The organism is Vibrio sp. J383 (assembly GCF_023503985.1).
In the GTDB taxonomy this organism is placed as follows: domain Bacteria; phylum Pseudomonadota; class Gammaproteobacteria; order Enterobacterales; family Vibrionaceae; genus Vibrio; species Vibrio splendidus.
In genome coordinates this window covers 1603548-1622419 of the sequence record NZ_CP097293.1, presented here as the reverse complement: position 1 = coordinate 1622419, position 18872 = coordinate 1603548, and the positions used below count along the sequence as shown (strand labels likewise).

General features: G+C 42.6%; 20 protein-coding genes. 6 read left to right on the top strand and 14 right to left on the bottom strand.

Features of this window, described 5'->3' with window-relative positions; all coding sequences use genetic code 11:
- Positions 1–20 precede the first annotated feature (20 nt).
- From M4S28_RS07360 to rsuA, 3 genes are all read right to left on the bottom strand, one after another.
- Entirely contained in the window at positions 21–680 is a 660-nt protein-coding gene (locus tag M4S28_RS07360) for a DUF2913 family protein (protein WP_004734671.1), read from the bottom strand.
- Positions 680–1897 (bottom strand): Bcr/CflA family multidrug efflux MFS transporter, encoded by a 1218-nt coding sequence (locus tag M4S28_RS07355; RefSeq protein WP_249632599.1) that lies wholly within the window; start codon positions 1895–1897, stop codon positions 680–682. The genes M4S28_RS07360 and M4S28_RS07355 overlap by 1 nt, the downstream gene beginning before the upstream one ends.
- A 235-nt stretch (positions 1898–2132) precedes the next feature.
- Positions 2133–2828 carry a 16S rRNA pseudouridine(516) synthase RsuA gene (gene rsuA, locus M4S28_RS07350; protein WP_004734669.1) on the bottom strand — a complete coding sequence of 232 codons (696 nt, stop codon included), beginning with the start codon at positions 2826–2828 and terminating at the stop codon, positions 2133–2135.
- A 97-nt stretch (positions 2829–2925) separates the two neighbouring features.
- Between rsuA and radD the strand changes: the two genes are divergently transcribed.
- The 4 genes from radD (at position 2926) to M4S28_RS07330 (ending at position 7386) form a co-directional block, all read left to right on the top strand.
- Positions 2926–4668 (top strand): DNA repair helicase RadD, encoded by a 1743-nt coding sequence (radD, locus tag M4S28_RS07345; RefSeq protein ID WP_249632598.1) that lies wholly within the window; start codon positions 2926–2928, stop codon positions 4666–4668.
- A 104-nt stretch (positions 4669–4772) separates the two neighbouring features.
- Positions 4773–5171, top strand: coding sequence for a PepSY domain-containing protein (locus M4S28_RS07340; RefSeq protein WP_004734667.1), 399 nt, complete (start codon positions 4773–4775; stop codon positions 5169–5171).
- An 87-nt stretch (positions 5172–5258) separates the two neighbouring features.
- Positions 5259–5918: a response regulator transcription factor gene (locus M4S28_RS07335; RefSeq protein ID WP_004734666.1), complete on the top strand. Its 660-nt coding sequence runs from the start codon at positions 5259–5261 to the stop codon at positions 5916–5918.
- Positions 5919–6039: 121 nt separating this feature from the next.
- Positions 6040–7386, top strand: coding sequence for an ATP-binding protein (locus tag M4S28_RS07330; RefSeq protein ID WP_017080456.1), 1347 nt, complete (start codon positions 6040–6042; stop codon positions 7384–7386).
- A 187-nt stretch (positions 7387–7573) separates the two neighbouring features.
- Here M4S28_RS07330 and M4S28_RS07325 read toward each other — a convergent pair whose 3' ends face one another.
- From M4S28_RS07325 to M4S28_RS07315, 3 genes are all read right to left on the bottom strand, one after another.
- Positions 7574–7954: a VOC family protein gene (locus M4S28_RS07325; protein ID WP_029224509.1), complete on the bottom strand. Its 381-nt coding sequence runs from the start codon at positions 7952–7954 to the stop codon at positions 7574–7576.
- A gap of 173 nt (positions 7955–8127) precedes the next feature.
- Positions 8128–9447 (bottom strand): LssY C-terminal domain-containing protein, encoded by a 1320-nt coding sequence (locus tag M4S28_RS07320; RefSeq protein WP_249632597.1) that lies wholly within the window; start codon positions 9445–9447, stop codon positions 8128–8130.
- A gap of 14 nt (positions 9448–9461) precedes the next feature.
- A complete protein-coding gene (locus M4S28_RS07315) occupies positions 9462–10190 on the bottom strand; it encodes a glycosyltransferase family 2 protein (RefSeq protein ID WP_108196015.1) in 729 nt (242 codons plus the stop codon).
- A 369-nt stretch (positions 10191–10559) separates the two neighbouring features.
- Between M4S28_RS07315 and rplY the strand changes: the two genes are divergently transcribed.
- Entirely contained in the window at positions 10560–10838 is a 279-nt protein-coding gene (rplY, locus tag M4S28_RS07310; RefSeq protein WP_004734628.1) for a 50S ribosomal protein L25, read from the top strand.
- Positions 10839–12021: 1183 nt separating this feature from the next.
- On the opposite strand, the gene M4S28_RS07305 is transcribed toward rplY, so the two are convergent.
- The 7 genes from M4S28_RS07305 to M4S28_RS07260 all read right to left on the bottom strand — a co-directional run bounded on the left by M4S28_RS07305 (position 12022) and on the right by M4S28_RS07260 (position 16748).
- Positions 12022–12348: a hypothetical protein gene (locus M4S28_RS07305; RefSeq protein WP_249632596.1), complete on the bottom strand. Its 327-nt coding sequence runs from the start codon at positions 12346–12348 to the stop codon at positions 12022–12024.
- 45 nt (positions 12349–12393) lie between these two features.
- Positions 12394–12930, bottom strand: a complete 537-nt coding sequence (locus M4S28_RS07300; protein WP_249632595.1) for a hypothetical protein — start codon at positions 12928–12930, stop codon at positions 12394–12396.
- Positions 12931–13064: 134 nt separating this feature from the next.
- Positions 13065–13640 carry a YkgJ family cysteine cluster protein gene (locus tag M4S28_RS07295; RefSeq protein ID WP_061031674.1) on the bottom strand — a complete coding sequence of 192 codons (576 nt, stop codon included), beginning with the start codon at positions 13638–13640 and terminating at the stop codon, positions 13065–13067.
- 151 nt (positions 13641–13791) lie between these two features.
- Complete coding sequence (locus M4S28_RS07285) at positions 13792–14457, bottom strand: hypothetical protein (RefSeq protein ID WP_249632594.1); 666 nt, start codon at positions 14455–14457, stop codon at positions 13792–13794.
- A gap of 211 nt (positions 14458–14668) precedes the next feature.
- Positions 14669–15469 (bottom strand): hypothetical protein, encoded by an 801-nt coding sequence (locus M4S28_RS07275; RefSeq protein WP_249632593.1) that lies wholly within the window; start codon positions 15467–15469, stop codon positions 14669–14671.
- Between the two features lie 134 nt (positions 15470–15603).
- Positions 15604–16116, bottom strand: coding sequence for a hypothetical protein (locus M4S28_RS07265; protein ID WP_048664005.1), 513 nt, complete (start codon positions 16114–16116; stop codon positions 15604–15606).
- 134 nt (positions 16117–16250) lie between these two features.
- Positions 16251–16748, bottom strand: coding sequence for a DUF2441 domain-containing protein (locus M4S28_RS07260; RefSeq protein ID WP_249632592.1), 498 nt, complete (start codon positions 16746–16748; stop codon positions 16251–16253).
- Between the two features lie 366 nt (positions 16749–17114).
- Here M4S28_RS07260 and M4S28_RS07255 point away from each other — a divergent pair, with 366 nt between their 5' ends.
- On the top strand, positions 17115–18071 hold the full coding sequence (locus tag M4S28_RS07255) for an IS110 family RNA-guided transposase (protein ID WP_017064050.1): 957 nt from the start codon (positions 17115–17117) through the stop codon (positions 18069–18071).
- Between the two features lie 35 nt (positions 18072–18106).
- Here the strand turns inward: M4S28_RS07255 and M4S28_RS07250 are convergent, their stop codons facing one another.
- A complete protein-coding gene (locus M4S28_RS07250; protein ID WP_249632591.1) occupies positions 18107–18865 on the bottom strand; it encodes a hypothetical protein in 759 nt (252 codons plus the stop codon).
- Positions 18866–18872: the final 7 nt, after the last annotated feature.

The window sequence follows — 18872 nt, the reverse complement described above, 5'->3', positions numbered from 1 at the left end:
CTCGTATCCCGAATCCGCTATTAGCCAATAACGCTAATTGGGATCTCTGCAAGTTGGTTGCCTTGGTTAGCAGGGTAAACGATGTATTCACCGTGATACTTCACCGCAGACTTGTAGTCTGTTACTTTGTGAAGCATGAAACCCGCTTCCATCGCCGCTTGAATGAACTCGGCGTGGTTACCACGAACAAACCAGTTCATTGGCTTAACCATCAACTCACCGTCGAAAGAGTCGTCACACTGTTTGCCACACAAGGCAAAAGAGTGCTCACCATCGGTGAAGAATTGAATCTTACCGCCAGTCGTTAGCTCGTCTTCACTTGATACGCTCCAACCCATCTCGTACATTTTGTCCATGAATGCTTCAACATCACTGTCTTTTAGCGCTTTAGGATCTTCGCCTTCAGGGAAAAAACGCCCGTAAAACGCAGAAATACGTTTAAAGGTAAAAGTTAAATCAGAGTTATTGCCTTTTGAGCGCCCCTGTTTCTGCCAGCGAACCAAGTCAGGCACAATCACGCGATCATAAGCTTGGGATTTAATCGCCTTTGTTACCCAGCGAACAAGGTAAAGGTTGTTCGCGATAGGTGCGTCAATGGCCTTGCCAGACTTATGTAGAGCATATAGCTCGCCTAGCGCATCATTCACTAACTTCTGAATTTCAATATAGTATTTTGACATTATGCCTTCTTTCCTAATGTCCAATATAGTAATGCTGACATTACTGCACACGCAGCCATTACCATAGCCATAGACCCAGCACTGTCACTTGGCAGCATCGCAACGATAGCCCCAACGACAGAACCAGTACCAAATCTTAATGTTCCCGCAAGCGATGAAGCCGTGCCTGCCATGTTTGGATAACCACTGAGCAATAGACCCATAGAGTTACTGCCAATAGTAGAGATGGTGCCAATAAATAGCATAACAAACGGCACAATTCCCCAAAGCCCGAGATCCAACGCCCAACCGACAAGTAAACCTACGCCAGCCAGTAATTGGATGACCAGCGCTGCCCTCAACATTGTATGAGAGCCGACCTTCTTAACGATTCGGCCATTGATTGTCGTCATCAGAATCATCGCAACAATGTTCAGACCAAATAGGTAACCAAACAGGTCAGGACGTACGCCATAGACATCAATGTAGACAAAAGAGCCTGCGGTTAAGAATGCAAACATCCCAGAGAACGAAAACGCACCCGAGAAAATCAGGCCCATAGCGGTCGGGTTTTTACATAAACGAGCGTAATTACGAATCGTGGTTTTAAAGCGCAATGGTTGACGATTATCGACAGGCAGTGTCTCAGGAATTTTGATTATCACCGCGAAAATGACAATCACCGCAAAAATAGCCAATACCCAAAAGATTGAACGCCAACCGAACCACAATGCTAAGTAACCACCAATCATCGGCGCGATAAGTGGTGCAACCGTCATCACCAAGGTAACGAACGACATGGTTCTCGCGAAATCTTCACGGTCGAACATATCACGCACAACGGCTTGGATTATTACCGCCGCCGCCGCACCAGCGAAACCTTGAGCGGTACGAACTAACGTTAGCGCTTCAATGCCATGAGTCGTCGCACTCACAACAGACGCGACCGCAAAAAAGAATACACCAATCAGTAGAACAGGCTTGCGACCATAACTGTCGGCTAACGGACCATGTAACAACTGACCTAATGCAAAACCTGCGGTGTACGCTGTGAGTGTGATTTGTACTTCACCCGCTGTCACGCCGAGATCTTTGGCGATCGTTGGCATAGCAGGCAGGTACATATCGATGGCGAGTGGTGTCAGTGCACCAATCGCACCCAGAACCAAAAACAGCATCCAACCTAACTGAGGAGTTTGTGGTTGTGAGCTTGGGGTCTGTTGGGTAGACGTTTGCATAACTCTCCGACTAAGTACTAGGTTTTATGTAGGCATGAGCATGCACACATAAATACACGAATATGCACATAGCAAATACGAATATTCGTATATACACATGGCAATACACGAATACGCACATAACAATACGCAAATAGTAATACACAAATAGCAATAATGGCTGAAACTGTCCTAGTACCAGTCAAAATAATCAGCCGACGCTATCCTTGGTCGGCCACATCTACAGCAGAAAAGATTACTTCCAGATAGAGTCGACTTCTTCTTGTGTTAGGTAACGGTATTCACCTAACTCCAAAGATTCATCCATCTCGATTTCACCGATACGCTCACGGTGTAACCCTTCAACTTTATTACCAAGGGCCGCAAACATACGTTTTACTTGGTGGTATTTGCCTTCGTGAATCGTTAATAGGACTTCACGCTCAGCACGAACTTCTAAGTGTGCTGGAAGTGTTAGGCCATCTTCGCTCTTAAGCTGGATGCCCTCTTTGAATTTTTCAACGTAATCGTCTTCAACAGGTTCAACCAACCACACACGGTACGTCTTCTCGCACTTGTGCTTTGGCGATGTGATGCGGTGAGACCACTTACCATCATCGGTAATCAACACAAGACCCGTCGTATCAATATCTAGACGACCAGCAAAGTGCAGCTTGTCCATTTTGATTTCATCGAGTAATTCAAAGGCGATACGATTTGCGCCATCTTCATGCGAACAAACAAAGCCTTCTGGCTTATAAAGCATGATGTAACGTGGGCCGTGAACATTCAGTTCATTGCCTTGCCATTCCACAACGCACTCTTCAGTTACCTTGAGTGAACCGCTTTTTTGAATGACATCATTTACTGTCACTGCCTTGGATTTTAATAAGTGTGTTGCTTCTCTTCGAGTGACGCCTAACGCATCGCACAGAAATTTATCTAAACGCATGAATACCTCAACTAATCTAAGTCGGGTATTATAGTCACCTTTGCTCAATTAGTTGAGCTATTTCACACTATTTGTTTTCTACCCTACAAGACGCGATATGTATACACTCCGCCCGTACCAAGCTGATTCTGTAAAATCAGTGATTCATTACTTCAGAAAACACCAAACACCGGCTGTTCTTGTGTTACCTACAGGCGCAGGGAAAAGCCTTGTGATTGCAGAGCTAGCAAGGCTTGCGAAAGGTCGAGTGCTGGTACTCGCTCACGTTAAGGAGTTGGTCGAACAAAACCATGAAAAGTATGAAGGTTATGGGCTAAAAGGCTCAATTTTCTCTGCGGGTTTAGGGCGAAAAGAGACAGACCAACAAGTGGTGTTTGCTTCGGTTCAATCTGTGGTTCGCAACCTCGATTCATTCTCTAACCAATTTTCACTGTTGGTTATCGACGAATGCCACCGTGTTCCCGATGAAAAGACCAGTAGCTACCAAAAAGTGATCACTCACTTGCGCGAGAATAATTCAGGCATCAAGGTGCTTGGACTGACCGCGACCCCCTATCGTCTTGGTATGGGTTGGCTTTATCAGTATCACACGCGTGGACAAGTACGATCTGAAGAACCTAGGTTTTTCAGAGATTGTATTTTCGAGTTACCGATTCGCTACTTGTTGGACGAAGGCTTTCTAACACCAGCACGCATGATCGATGCACCAGTATTGAGCTATGACTTCTCACAGCTAAAACCTGCAAGTACAGGCCGTTACAAAGAAGCCGAACTCGATATGGTGATCGAGCAATCTAAACGTGCGACTCCACAAATTGTCGACCAGATCATTGAACTGGCCAAAGACAAGTTAGGGATCATGGTATTTGCTGCCACTGTTAGACACGCACAAGAGATCCTTGGCTTACTGCCTGAAGGTGAATCGTCAATCGTAATCGGCGACACACCAACTCTCGAACGTGACCAAATCATCAATGACTTCAAAGAACGCAAAATCAAGTTCTTGGTTAACGTATCGGTATTAACCACTGGTTTTGATGCCCCTCATGTCGATTTAATCGCGATTTTGCGCCCGACAGAGTCCATCAGTTTGTATCAACAAATCGTTGGCCGTGGCTTACGCTTATCACCGGGTAAAAAAGAGTGTTTAGTGCTCGACTATGCTGGCAACAGTTACGATCTTTACCAACCTGAAGTGGGCGACCCTAAACCCGACTCAGACAGTGAAATCATCACCATCCCCTGCCCTGCATGCGGCTTCAACAATAACTTCTGGGGCAAGCTAGACAGCAATGGCTTCTTGCTAGAGCACTTTGGCCGTAAATGCCAAGGCTACTTTACCGATGAAGACACTGGAGAACGCGAACACTGTAATTATCGCTTCCGAGCCAAATACTGCGGTGAATGCGGCGCTGACAACGACATTGCCGCGCGCATTTGCCATGAGTGCGATGCCACCTTGGTCGACCCAGATAAAAAGCTTAAGGAAGCGTTAAACCTAAAAGATGCGTTGGTGTTTGAGTGTTTAGAGATGGATCTTAACGTTCTCAAGGACGACAAAGGTAAGTCGCAACTTAAAGTCACTTACCGTGGCGAAAACCAAGCGCAAGTGCATGAATTTTGGTCATTAACCACCAAGAAACAGAAGCAGAACTTTAAGGATCAATTTGTTCGCCCTCACCTTGCCGACAGACACCGCCCTTTTGAGGAAGCTTCACCAACGAAAGTGGTTGCTCACCAACATAGATTCCGCCCACCTCAATTCGTGATTGCACGTAAAGTCGGGCGTTTTTGGAAAATGAGAGACAAGATATTCGAAGACGAGCTTCAGCAACGTTAACATCTCATTTTTTGAGAACCTAAATCTCATTATTCATCAGGTTCACTTTCTGTTCAGAATTACTTTTTTATACTGAACGCTATCAACCTTCTCTAGGATTCGCTATGTTTAGTAAAGTTATGATTTCTATGTTTTCTTTAAGCTTAGGCTTATGTGTCGCCGCTAGTGCGTGGGCTGACTCAGATCATAACGGTCATGATCTTGTACAAGATGTCCATAAAGCGGGAACCCGTATCGAATTTGAAGAAGATCAAGACGAAGTCTACGAAGCTGTACGCGAAGGCTATATTCGCCCTTTCTCAGAAATGTATGCGGCCGTTGAGAACGATCTTCATGGCAGAATCATTAAAGTAGAGCTAGAAGAAGATGACGACATTTGGGTGTATGAACTAAAAATCAATTACCAAAACAACATCATCAAAGTCGAATACAACGCCGAGACGTTAGAGATGCTCATGATTAAAGGCCGAAACTTTAAAGACGCAATTAAACACGGTGAATAAGTAAGCGCCGCAACTTTAAAGACGCCATTGATCACGACGACCATTAAGCACAACGAACAGTCATTACAAGAATTAAGAAGAACAATTATGAAAATTTTAGTCGTTGAAGACGAACCTCGCTTGGGCCAACAAATTCTAGAAACCCTTGAGGGAGCCGACTGGGTTCCAGAACTTTCTCAAGACGGTATCGACGCACTCTACCGTGCAACATCAGAAGAGTGGGATGCTATTGTTCTCGATTTAGGTCTACCTAAGCTGGATGGCCTAACCGTATTAAAAGGCATTCGAGACGAAAACATTAACACGCCAGTGATTATCTTAAGTGCGCGTGACACGCTGACCCAACGTGTAGAAGGCTTGAATGCAGGCGCTGATGACTACCTAACTAAACCATTCGAAATGGTCGAGCTGATAGCCCGCATTCGTGCTCAACTACGCCGAGCGTCAGGCAGTGCTGCTCCTATACTTCAAATTGGTGATTTAAGCCTAGACACACGCAGCTCTAAAGTGTTGTGGCAAGGTCAAGCGGTTAGCCTCACGGCGCTAGAATATAAAGTTGTCGCGTACTTCATGCATAACCAAAACAAGGTTATCTCGCGCACTGAGTTAGTTGAGCATATCTACAAGCAAGACTTCGACCGCGACTCAAACACGGTTGAAGTGTTCATCGGTCGTATTCGTAAGAAAATCGCACCAAAGATCATCAAAACCGTTCGTGGCCTTGGCTACCAACTGAATGCTGAATAATGCTGTATTTAATTAAGCTAAGAGCAGTCGTCAATTTAAGCACAACCATCAATTAAGTGGACAGCCTGTGCTGATCGTCGTTGTTCTCATAGCAAGATGAGCAAAGACAGGCTGGTAACGTATGAATCTAAAAAAACGAACACTTAAAAACGTCAGTCTAAAAAGCCGCTTGCTCCTCGCCGCGGCTTTTTGGCTAGGTGCGATGATATTAGCGGCAGGCGTCGGAATACCTAAGTTGGTTAACGATTACTTGGTCGATGACGTCAAGCAACAGCTCAGCCTAACCATGGACGAGTTAACCGCCAACATAGAAACCAACGACAGTGGTAACCTCATCATGGCAGAGCGTCTGTCTGACCCTAGGTTTAACCAACCCTACAGTGGTATTTATTGGCGAGCTGCTACCCAAGACCAGATTATTCGATCTCGATCTCTATGGGACAAAGACCTCACCATCAAGCGTTCGCCGATTCATACTTCAATCAAAGGGCCTGAGAAAGAAAAGCTGATTTACATCGAGCAGGATATCTATCTGCCTGAACTGAACGATCCTGTCACGATCACCATTGGTATTGATGAAGACCCATTAGAATCCACACTGACCGAACTTACAGGTCAAGTCTGGTTGATTCTGATGTTGCTGTTTGTGGGCGTGCTGATGTTGATTGGTATTCAAGTCAGCTGGTCGCTATTGCCACTCAGTAAGATGCAACGTGAACTGGTGATGTTAAGAAACGGCGAGCAACAAGGGTTAAGCGACAACTACCCGAAAGAGGTTTCTCCGTTGGTTTCTGACCTCAATGCCCTACTCTTCCACTATCAAGAGTTATTGGAGCGAGCGCGTAACCACGCTGGAAACTTATCTCACGCTTTGAAAACACCGCTGTCGGTTTTGAAAAATGAGATAGAGCGACTTCCAGATGATGATAAGACCTTGTTACAGCAACCCATTCATCAGATTCAGAACCAAATAGATTATCATCTTGGCCGTGCGCGCATGGCTGGTGCAATGAACATTCTATCGGTGAAATCTTCACCTTGTGAGCGTGTTGAAGCTATCTCAATGGCGTTTGATAAAGTGTATGCCGCCAACGAAGTCACCATGATTAACGAGCTAGACTCTGAGATTGAAGTGGCGGTAGAAAAAACCGACCTTGATGAAATGGTCGGCAACCTACTCGAGAACAGTTACAAATGGGCGAGCAGTATTATCCGAGTCCATTCGAATGAACTCGACGATGGCAACATTGAATTGGTGATTGAAGATGATGGCCAAGGCATTCCTGAAGAGAAACTTGAGCAAGTCACCAAACGTGGTGTTCGACTTGATGAAACCACACCGGGAACAGGATTGGGGCTTAACATCGTGAATGAAATGGCGCACAGCTACCGAGGCAGCCTAACGCTCAGCAAGAGCTCAATGGGCGGATTGAAAGCCTCTCTGGTGCTTAAACTAAGCAAAGGTTAAGTAAGCTAAACGCGCTAAGTAAACTAAATAAACCAAGTAAACTAAATAAACCAAGTAAACTAAATAAACCAAGTAAACCAAGTAAACCAAGTAAACCAAGTAAACCAAGTAAACACGATAAGCCCTAGCACAACGCTAGGGCTTAACTTTATTCTGGTTTAACAAAGCTTTTCTCGCGTCAATATGATTAGCTCATCGAGTGAAGCCCAATCATATTGCCTTCCGTGTCACTCACTACACTGATAAAACCATGCTCACCAATGTCCATTTTGGGTACTTGTAGCGCGCCACCATTGGCCGCTGCCAAACTGGCTTCTGTGGCACAATCCTCACAAGAGAAGTAAACCATGGTGCTGTTGCCTCCCGCTTTTACACCGGACATCTTACATAAAGCTCCTGTGGCGCCATAGTTCCCCATATCGCAAGGAAATACCCACATCTCAACTTCGATTCCGGTTTCATTGTCTAACTTATCCAGCGTCACTTTAAACACTGATTCATAAAAAGTTTTTGCTCTCGACATGTCATCAACATATATTTCAAACCAACCAATCGGATTCATTTGCATAACGTTATCCTCAGCTTTCGCTGCTTGTTCGCCCTTAATCAGCATAGTCAAAATTGAAAAATTTATAGCCGAGGAATTACATGAGAGGGGTTATGTTTGTATAGATACAGTCCAGTAGAAATTGCAAAGCCTTGTTTGACGGAGGGTTCAAACAAGGCTCGAGCTGGTCGCTCTTATATATCACTCTGTATATCGTTCACAGCAACATCCAAAGCTTGTGAATCATCGCGGTAGGTTGCTACTCCGATCATCAAAATCCTGCCATCAGTATAATAGTCATGATCGTCATCGATCACTTCCACCGTAGCCAATGGGTACTTGTCTATATCAATATCTGGTAATGACGTTCGTATCTGATTAGCGAGCCTATCTCGCTCTTCATCAACATTAGGGTCAATGTTATGAAGTACGGTCACAATGCCTGAGTAAGGCGTGACTTTAAGGCCATCATCATAACTAATTGCGCCTAACCACTGAGGCTGGTTAGTTTTAATATCAACACCAGCACGCCACCAGCGAATATGGCTACGCTTCATCAAGTTACCCCGCAATTGAAACGCCATATCTTGCGGCTTGTCTCTCCAATATAAATCGGATACTGGCGGCGTTTTGTCTCTAAGCAATGCGAGATAACCAGCCCATTCAATCTCATTTCGAGAGAACGTCTGATTCTCTATCCAGTCTAATTGCTTCATTAAATCTCTTGGAGTTGCTCCAACATAAATTACGTTGATCGCTTGTGCCGAGTAGAACGAAGATTTGCCAGGGAACGCTTTATAGGTAACTGAATTCCAGTCGACTTTGTTAATTTGAGCCGTCTCTGGTTGATTCTGAAAATCATCGGCCTTCCAGAAAAAGTGAGCGTAGTTCGCAAACAATACCCACGCCAACAACAGCGCACTCGACTTAAGTACCAAGCGTCGCCACTTCATCCGATAACCAATAATGGTGAAAACCGATACTGCGAACACACCGACGATCAAGCTATTATGCTCAGAGATAAATATCTTAAGACTATTAAACCACGGGAAGTTTGCAACGCCGTGCGCCAGTAACATGCCCCAAGCAATGAACTGTCCACCACCAAGAGCCAAGCCGATAAACGCCAACACACTAAAATTACGCCACGGTACACGATGCGAGCCAGCTATAAATGGCACAACCCAAGCGATAGGCCCTAATAAACGGGCAAAAAGAATGATGTATGTGCCTTTGCGAGCAACTAGATAGCGGCAGCGCGCAATTAATCTTTTGGTTTTAGGACGAAACTTAATGAGCCTTCGTTGCGCCTTAGCACCGTATTTATAACCAATGAAATAACTGAGTTGGTCACCAAGCAAACCACCTAGCATCACCAAAACCAACGCCATCCATGCACCTGAATACAGTTGAAAGCCCGCTGCGATAAAGAAGGGCTCTCCCGGTACAAATAGGTTTGGGCCAATGAGAGCATCACCCAATGCCCCCAGAAACAGCCCTAGTCCATCAAACATAACAACCTCAATACTTACTGTTCTTTGTAGTGACCAAACTTGTAGTTCATCTCGTTGTTACGCATTTCGCCTTTGAAGAAGCGTCTTACATTGGCTTTGAGGTAAGTTGAGCCTGTCTTCACAACGCCATCTTGGTCTAGTCGACGTGGGTCAAAACCAAAGGTCATATTCAGGAATCTAAATCGCCATGTCTTGCTCGCACGTTTTACGTAGTCACAGTCTTCACACAGGACGATCTCTTCATCGAAACCGCCGATCTCATCATGCGCGCGTTTAGTCGAGAAAATACATGCGCCAATCGCCGTCGGGAAAAAGAACTGGGTAGTGAACAAGCCTGCGTTAAATAAGCCGTAACCAAACTTGTGTACAAGCGGCAGACCTTTCGAGCTCATGTACACACCCGCCACTTCAAGCTTCTTCTCCTCTAGTTCATAAAGCGCTTTCGCAAGAAAGTTTCGGGGCAAGCTCACGTCAGCATCTAAGAAAAGGATTCTGTTGTATTGCGCCAATGAAGCACCTGTGTTTCGTCCAAGGCTCACACCACGATTTTCCATATGATGAACCGTTAATTTTGGCAACGCGTTTTCATAAGCTTGTGCCACTCCTCTTGTGTTGTCTTCACTGTTCGAGTCGACAACAATCACTTCAAACTCTTGGTGGGTTTGCACACTCAACTCTTCCATTAAGCGGCTAATGCGTTTCTCTTCGTTTAGCGTAATTACGACAATGCTTACCGGTTCCATATTTTCACCTATTCATTCTGCTGTTTAATTAACACTTAGATTAACCAACCAAGCCTTAACCAAGTCTTAGGCAAACATTCATTTTCCGTTCATTAACTTGATGATTTAGCAGCGCTATAAATAGATAAGATAGGCAATGTAAAAGACGATAAAATGGGGTAAATAAGAGTTAGTGAACGTTTTATCTCCAAACGAATCATTTATCGAAGGAAATTCACTTTGAGATGGGCTTCTGACTTGCTCAGATTTGAATGTGATGTTAGTATCCGCGCTCGCTTAAGCATGAACTCGTTTATGCCTAAGCATTACCACACACTCAAGGTCGCATTGAGGTGTGAAGTTAATTTTTACTAATTTGAGAGTAAAACTATGAAATTTGAAGCAGTAGTACGTACTGAACTAGGTAAAGGTGCGAGCCGCCGCCTACGTCACACTGGTAAATTCCCAGCAGTAATCTACGGTGGCGAAGCAGCAGCTGTAGCTATCGAACTTGTTCACGCTGAAGTGATCAACCAAATGGATAAGCCTGAATTCTACGAAGCAATCACTCTGTTGATTGACGGCGCAGAAGTTAAGGTTAAGCCGCAAGACGTTCAACGTCACGCGTTCAAGCCTAAAGTTGAGCACATGGACTTCATCCGTATCTAATTCCCTACCAAGGAATAAGATTGGATTAATCCAAGCCTTCTGCATAGAAAAGATAATCGATCTTACCAGTCGAGAAATCTAGAAATTCGAAACCCCGATGCTACCAACATCGGGGTTTCACCGTTTTTGAGCCCTCAAAAACGTCGTAAATCTCGCGCAATACACTGAAAAGAATCAACTTTCCCCTTCCCCACTTTATCCCAATCTTGCTTGGGTGGATTAAGGGTGGACGAAAGGTGGACTTATACAGTAGTTTTTCTAACAGTAAGACTAGACCGCTTTTTCACTAGGTTCAACACACTACACAAACAAAAAGACAAAACCGACTAGCATCTAGAATGTTACTTGTATGGCCTTGTACGCACTTCTAAACGAATATAGTCATCAAGAATAAGAACCATTCCTTTGCGGCAACTGACGTCAGCTAAGAGCCACCTATTTGTGTTCCTGCTTATTGGATAAGACGTTACTACCGCGTAATATACTCCAGGCTAATCAAACAACACTGAAAGGCGATCAAGAAAACACTTCTAGCCTTTCGTTCATTCTTAACACCACCTTCCAACCTAATCCTTCAACTCTCATTTAATGACATAACATGCCTGAACTACCCACCAGCAAGTAAACCTACTCATCCAGTATTAAGAACTTTAAAGGCCTTTAGGCACTCTATGATCCGCACACTCACTTTCAAAACATAGCACTCGGTTTCTCTGGCCAAAAATCACGGATTCGGAATCCGAATAATTAATGAACGTCTATGCAAACCAAAAATATTGAAGAATTTGGGGCCAAGAATTTGTGATGGTGGGGCTCTGGTCGCATCACAAGCATAAACTCCCGCAACCCCCACCCTCATGCACTCTAGGTGACACTTTCAGTTCACCTAGAGTGCACGAATTTAAAGGGCTAACGAGAGATTTTATTGACCAAGTAATGTTGACACTTTTTTGGAAGAAATCTCAATCCAGATTCTAGTGCTAATTCTTAAAAATCAACGGCATTTTGAAGGGGAAAAAAACGAGTAACTCTAGGAGTTTCAATACAACTCGTATAATAAAACTCGTATAAGTGAGGTTGCCGAGGCAAAATTGTAGCGGATATCCGAATTCGCGAATAAAAAGGAGTAATATTGAGATGATTGCAGCTATGAAAAAGAAGCGGCCTGATTAGCTAACCTTCCTTAGGCTCTTCTTTCTAGAATACTCGTAATGTCTTTTTTGAGTTCCTCTGAAAGGCGTTCGAATTGTTCTGGTGCAACCAAACCTTCCTCACACATTTGCATGAGCTGGATAAATGCTCGGCTTCGAGAGTGGCCATCAAAAATAAGCTTCATTTGCTTTTGAGATTCTTTGGAATGCTGACACATAAAGTTGAACCTTTCCCCTGCAGGTTCTGATTCATCAGTAATCGTTTTGATTGCTTCATCTAGCTGTCGAGTACAAAACACTTTCACTGCTTCACTCTTTATTTCACAAAATATTTTCCAATCAGATTCTTTGATATTCATACCGACCTCCATAAAGTGACACTTCTTAGGGTAGGACATTGCTCGTTAAACACTTGTTATCTGCATGGTCAATTTTGTCAATAAACCTATTATTTTTGATTTTAGTGCATAATCTAGAGCCATACGCTCGCTTTCATTGACAAAAAACGCTACGACATTAATAGCGAAGCTGATTAATTCAATTAGTTCTTCCGATGCGAAAGTATAACTAATTGGGTGTTGATGAATGAATGTATTCCTAATGGTCTGTAAACGGCAAACATGTTTCTTTTCAAAACGATCACTATCAATAATTAGACCATCAACATACGAAACATATCGTTCATCTAATAAGCGCTCATACAGCCACCCAATGTTAGTTAAATGACCAGATTCAGTGTCGAATTTGCTATAAACTAAGCAATTACTTGACGTTATCAGAGCTAGACACATCGCTGTTTGGATCGAATTATGACTGTATATCACAGCCCATTTAAAGTAGGCATCATCACCATTGTTTATGCGTTCTAAAGCATCAGATAAACATTCCAGAGACATGGATAAATCTGTTTCTAAATTAAACGAAACTACCTTTTTACTCATATATTTACCGGTTAATAATCAAAGCAACTAACGCCGCATTAAGTAGTGAGCAACATCACCACTGAACCTAACCTATTGAGCCGTGAACACTAAAACTGATTCAAACCCCAAATACCAAGCGTTGCGAGTCTGTCTTAAGCGCTTTGTTGTGCCTTTAAACCAAACCATTGCCGAATATCTTTCACTTCACTTCTTGCAGCGATAGCGTAAAAGGCGTTCGACAATTCTGAAAATTCAACCATTGGTACTTCAGCATCTAGACTTATGCTTGGATCACACCAATACTCACTCGGCATCACTGATACTTGTCTTCGACATACAAAAGGACGAACTGAATACACAGAACATTTCTCATTCGACAGAAATGGGCAAGGTGAACCATGAAAATCAGGTCTAACCAAAGACGAAGAACTCTCGAGTTCTGAACCAGTAAAGTCTGCAAGTATTTTAGCTTCATGCTCAGTTATAGACACATTGATATGACAACAGTTTCCACAACCAGATTTACATGAGGTAATACTCGATAATTTGGACGTAAGTTCATCTACTAATTTGAATAATTGCTTGAGTTTATCAATTTCTCCTTCAGAACTTTTAGCTTGTTTCTTAGCAATTTTGTCTTCTTTCACTAGAAGCTTTCTCGGAATTAATGACTGTAATTTAGCCACATTCCTTTCTGCCAATTTGGTATCCTTTGCCAAATCTCTCATATTTCCTCCGTGAGGCATAACGCCCTGTTTAGGTGTGAGCAACGCAATACCGAAGCTCCCGCATACAACCTTAAACACTAAACGCAACGCATAGCAAAAATGCCAAGCGTTGCGATTCACTCTTAAACAGATTGTTATATGCTAGTTAGAGCTAGAAGCCAACTGAAGCCATTAACATCCAGCTAATTTCATCTTCTTCATCTAACTGAATGTCGTCGTATCTAGCGGGCAGCGACTCTCCCTCTTTAATACCATCAGCTAAAACTTTTGTACGGTGCCACACTGGACCAACACCAATATTTATAGACTCAGCAATACTCCCTTCAGGCTTAGGAGTACCGAGAGCCGTCCTCTTAAAGGACCACATAAGACCCAGACTAAATGCTTGAAATACATCAGAGTCAGGACCTAAAAGCCTAGCGCCTACATAAAACCCTGGTGCCGAGTGAGTGAAGCCCCATTTCTGGCCGATACCATCCCAAATATAGTGAGTCTCAAGCCATATGGATGGTTTGTAATCTTGCCTATCACTTACTCGTACAATTCGGTCTGTCCCTACAATTTGAGCTTCATTTATATATGAATCTTTGTAGTATTCATAACCAATAGCCACTCCAAACTTAAAGCTGTCCATCAAAGAGCCTATTGAACGATTATTCTCTTCTATTTTCGAAAGCTTTTCTTTCGAACAACTCCCATCAATACACTCTTGTTTAAGTTCTTCATTTTCCTTTTCTAAATCTTCAACGCTAGAGCTAGCGAGTGAAATCATTGGCAATACAGCTATCATTATAAGTATGTACTTAATCAGTTTCATAAAAACCTCCTAGTCAACATACAAAAGATAGACGCACCTTCAAAAGCTAGATGTTATCTGTGCCTCAAATGTAAACACTTGCATATAACTCCGTATTAAGAGGTGAGCGACGCCCTACACCACAGCCTCGACAAACCACCTTAAACACTAAAGCCAACGCATGATGAAAATGCCAAGTGTTAAGAATCACTCTTAAATTGTTTGTTATGTTTTACTCTAGTGACCAGTATTGCTCTGGTATGTACACTCCTAGAGTAAGAGCTTTGTTTTTATATTCCGCAGTCATTTGTTCAGTAATATTAAACAAAATTAGGTCGTTACCTAAATTTGTTTTCAGATTTATAAATATTGAACCAGCTGAAAGGGGCTTATTACCACCAATATGCACCAAAATAAACGAGTCATTCAAATCATACAAAGACCTAAAACCAGTACGAGCATTTGCACCAGAATGATACTTGAGCAGGTTCTCATGATGACCATTGTGATTCTTGGTTACTTCACTAGTATAGAAATTGAAAGTATATATATTTGAGTCAGTTTCTGTTTTTTTGTATATGGTATTGCCATCTAGCTCCGGAGTATAAATACTATGAGATAGAAACAGCTCTTCAGCATCTTGCAAGAGAAGCTCTTTAAACTCAAACGCATGTATGGACTTAGATCTTCTTATAATGTTCTGTTTGTCTATTTTTGAACCCAATACACTTTTCGAATTTGAGATTACTTTTACACGTGCACTAAGTTGAAGTTGATTTAAGCGCTCATATTCACGATAAGCTTGATACTTTATAAATGATTTATCCCAATCAATATAACTTCCGAATCTAGATAGCCTATCAATAGACTCTTTTGATTCCTTATCTGCCGAATACAGGCTTGTACCACTGATTATAGCCACAACCAATGCTAAGAATAGCACTGAATATCTTTTAGCATTATTAGGTTTACCTATTGCTATACAAGCAATCACTCCCCCTAAAAACACTCCAAACATCTGTATAAGTATCAATATTTTCTCCAAAAACATAACGCCTTGTTAAGGTGTGCGGCACCTAATACCTATGCTTTCGCATACCACCTTAACCACTAAAGCCACCGCATAGTAAAAATGCCACGCGTGCCGAATCTCTCTTAAACAATTTGTTAGGCATTTTTGTAGCAACACGCAAGTTCATTTAGCGCGGAGTCCAACTGGCTTCTAAAAGCACTACTTTGAACGTTTAGATCATCTGCAATTTTTGTAGCATCAAATGTTGCCACATCTTCAAATAGACTTTCGAGGATCTCATCGGCGAGTTTTAAAGACTGAGTTATTGAAGCCAAGTCTAACAAGCTTGCTATCGCACGAGCCTTTCCTACATCAGCCATTGATTTAGATAAATAATCTAGTGACTCTTTTGTAGCATCTTCAAATTTAGCACTCTCCTCTATAGCTCGATACCAATACGGATGTGTTGATTTTTCATGGTTAATTCTCGCAGACTCAATGCTTGTTGCAATGTCTTGTAAGAATTGAATAGTTCTAGCCCTTTTATCTGCTACTTGCGCTTGGTTAAAGCTATTTTTAGCAAGAAAGTATGCAGAAAACCCACTAATTAATGCTCCAAGGCCAATTTTTAGAGCGGTATCAAGTAACGTAAAAACTTCTTTTTCCAAAGGAAACTCCTATATGCCTAACGCCTTGTTAAGGTGTGAGGCACGCAATACCAAAGCCGCCGTACACCACTTAACCACTTAACCTGATGCAGGGTAAAAATGCCACGCATGGCGAATCATTCTTGAACAGATTGTTAAATTGCTTTCCCAACCACTACAGGTAAAGGGATAAGAGCTTCTAACTTCGGATTATTTGACTGTTCACCTTCCCAATATTTTCGCGCTAGTTCATAAGAGCCAGCAACACAAGCACCTAAAGTTAAGTAAGTTTGGTCAGCAATAAATGCATGATCTGGTTCAACTTCATAAGTGGGAACCTGTCCACCTGAAAACTCTACTGCATCCTCAATATTGACCCACGCATAAATCGATTGCATTCGAGAAGGTCTATTTGGAAACTCCTTCTGACGTACTAACTCAAACACACTTTCAATCATGTGTGAGAATGGCGCTACATCCATTGGCGCTCCAACGTGATCAAAAAGAACTGTGCAATCTGTTAAATATTTAACGCCATGTCGCGATAAGCCTTCTGGATACAGTTGCGCCAATCGATTCCGGGTTTCTAGTGCACTACAAACGTCTTCAACTTGATAAATTGTCATAGGTTCATAGTTATTATCGAGGTTCAACTGTATTCCCTCAACTAAGTGTTGTGCTCGATCCACTGTATAATATGTTGTCAATTCTATCTCCTGCAATTTAACGCCACGTTAAGGTGTGACAACCGTGTGCCATAATGGTGAGCGAAGCGAAACCGGCACGCGTTTGGAATCACTCTTAAACGTTTTGTATGGATAATAAGCACTCCAATCGGGTAATGTGAGACCCAGGCTTTAGCTGCAACTAAAGCTTTCTATGTAGTAGTTCGTTTAAACGCTGGCTCCTCTATCGAGAGACCGATAACAAACATGAACGCTACATAGGACTTCAAGCATAAACCTCGAATAGTCGACTGGGTCTCGAACCCGCATTACGCAAGCATGAGTTAGCTTATTATGAATACCAAAATCAATCAAAGCATCAACGTTGGAGTTGATACCGGCAAAACACAATTAGACATCCACATCAGGCCACTAGACCTATTTTTCTCAGTAGAGAACAATGATAAAGGCATCAAAAAAGCACTCAAAACGATTAAGAGTCACAGTCCTGAACGAATCGTTATTGAAGCAACAGGCCGATTAGAAATGCCTTTTGTTCTTGCATGTGCAGAGGCTCAATTACCTATTGTCAGAGCAAACCCTGTCCACATAAAACGGTTCGCTGGTGCTATTGGCCGCAGAGCCAAAAATGATCGTTTAGATGCAGAATTGATTGCTCACTATGGAGAAGCAATCAAACCAGCTCTTACTGTCATAAAGCCAAAAAACATACGCCTAATGAGTGACTTAGTCATTCGCCGAAACCAGTTGTTATCCATGCAAACCATGGAAAAGAACCGAATCCAGATACTTCCCGCTTCTCTCCATCCGACTATCAAACCGATGCTAACCACGATAAAAAATCAAATCACCAAGTTAGAAGAAAAGCTCGTTAAACTCATTGAAGATAGCCCTGAATATCAGGCTAAAAACACAATATTGCAGAGCGTCCCTGGAATAGGAAACATTGCCGCTGCATCAATAATTAGCAACGTACCAGAACTTGGCTACATCACAAATAAACAAGCGGCATCACTAATTGGTGTCGCTCCAATAACACGCGAAAGTGGGCGCTACAAAGGTAAGCGCGTGATCCAAGGCGGTCGAGCGCAAGTACGCACAGTGTTATATATGGCAATGATGTCAGCCATGCAATGTAACCCCGTATTCAAAGCAACTTATGCTCGACTTGTAGCTGCCGGAAAGCCTAAGAAAGTCGCAATAATCGCGTGTGTTCGAAAGATGGTTGTGACTCTTAACTCTATGCTGAGAGATGGCGCCATGTGGGATGAAAACACTGCCAAAAATTAATCATTGACGCCATAGTCGTTTGTTATGTCTCTGTCTTACCAAAACTCTGCTTTTTTAAGCTTAGAAAGCTGATTTTCAATAGAATCTACAAGTAACTCAGACTTTTCGACCAACAGCTTTACTGATTCAACTGATATGGCTATTCGATTACCCTCTTTGTCCAAACCAGCTCGATGTACACAGTGATGGCGAAGGTTTACCGCTGAAAATAACCATGAAATATCACCAAAATCACAACCTAATACATCTTTGAACATCGGCTTAACCTTCTTCAGATCATGGAATATAAGATCCTTTAGATAAGTTGCCACTGTTAGTTTTAAACTCTCTTGTTTTTCGTATATCTCTTTCAGAGTAAACTTCATTTTTGAGAACGTTGGGTCAGTCTCTACCAATTTTCGTATCAACTCTTGAGAGTTAGTTACATTTTGAATGAACTTGGATGCTAAATACGACTCAAGCGAAGCTACAGTATGACCATGCAACATCACTAACAGGCTAAATTGAGTTTCATTATAGACTTGGACATTTAGAAGAGCTTTAACACTCTGTATTTGAGTATTAAACATTCCAATTTGAGATTGGCTATAAATATACCATTCCAATTCATCGTGCCTATACCACTCTTCTTCATATCGAGATCGATCCTCACAATATACCTCGAAAGCTAATACCGCTTCCTCCCATTCGTCTGATCCTTCTTCACCAGCGTCATCACCATAGTTTTCTTCGATCCAGTCATACATCGGCTGCAGCTCTTCCTGCCGCATCATTTCTTCTTTCTCTCTACCCATAGAGGTT